The sequence below is a fragment of the Pseudoalteromonas sp. MMG006 genome, from assembly GCF_018101025.1.
Taxonomy (GTDB): domain Bacteria; phylum Pseudomonadota; class Gammaproteobacteria; order Enterobacterales; family Alteromonadaceae; genus Pseudoalteromonas.
The window spans coordinates 1-1218 of sequence record NZ_JAGJEJ010000050.1; the positions used below are offsets into that span (position 1 = coordinate 1).

Genomic DNA, 1218 nt, shown 5'->3' on the forward strand with positions numbered 1-1218 from the left:
ATGGCAAAAGAAAAGTTTGAACGCGTAAAACCGCACGTAAACGTTGGTACAATCGGCCACGTTGACCACGGTAAAACTACACTAACTGCAGCAATCACTAACGTACTTGCAAAAGTATACGGCGGTGTTGCTAAAGATTTCGCATCAATCGATAACGCTCCAGAAGAGCGCGAGCGTGGTATCACAATCTCAACTTCTCACGTTGAGTACGATACGCCAACTCGTCACTACGCACACGTAGATTGTCCTGGTCACGCCGATTATGTTAAAAACATGATCACTGGTGCTGCTCAAATGGACGGCGCTATCTTAGTAGTAGCTGCGACTGACGGCCCAATGCCACAAACGCGTGAGCACATCCTACTTTCTCGCCAAGTTGGCGTACCTTACATCATCGTATTCATGAACAAATGTGACATGGTTGATGACGAAGAGCTACTTGAGCTAGTAGAAATGGAAGTTCGTGAACTTCTTTCTGAGTACGACTTCCCAGGTGATGATTTACCACTAATTCAAGGTTCTGCACTTAAAGCACTTGAAGGCGAAGAGCAATGGGAAGCTAAAATCGTAGAGCTTGCAGAAGCACTAGATTCTTACATTCCAGAGCCAGAGCGTGACATCGATAAGCCATTCATCATGCCTATCGAAGATGTTTTCTCAATTCAAGGTCGTGGTACAGTTGTAACTGGCCGTGTTGAAGCGGGTATCATCAACGTGAATGACGAAGTTGAAATCGTTGGTATCAAAGAGACTACTAAGTCTACTTGTACTGGTGTTGAAATGTTCCGTAAGCTTCTTGACGAAGGTCGTGCTGGTGAGAACATTGGTGCATTACTACGTGGTACTAAGCGTGAAGACGTTGAACGTGGTCAAGTACTAGCTAAGCCTGGTTCAATCAAGCCACACACTACATTCACTTCAGAAGTATACGTACTTTCTAAAGATGAAGGTGGTCGTCATACTCCATTCTTCAAAGGTTACCGTCCACAGTTCTACTTCCGTACAACTGACGTAACAGGTGACGTACAGTTACCAGATGGCGTAGAAATGGTAATGCCTGGTGATAACGTTAAGATGACAGTAACTCTAATCGCGCCAATCGCGATGGATGAAGGTCTTCGTTTCGCTATCCGTGAAGGTGGCCGTACTGTAGGTGCTGGTGTTGTAGCAACTATCGTAGAGTAATAGTTAACTTTTAAGTTAATTAATACTAAAAAA

The 1218-nt window shown here is 44.3% G+C and carries 1 protein-coding gene; it reads left to right on the forward strand.

Features of this window, described 5'->3' with window-relative positions:
- Nucleotides 1-1185, forward strand: a complete 1185-nt coding sequence (tuf, locus tag J8L73_RS19130; RefSeq protein ID WP_058548756.1) for an elongation factor Tu — start codon at nucleotides 1-3, stop codon at nucleotides 1183-1185.
- Nucleotides 1186-1218: the final 33 nt, after the last annotated feature.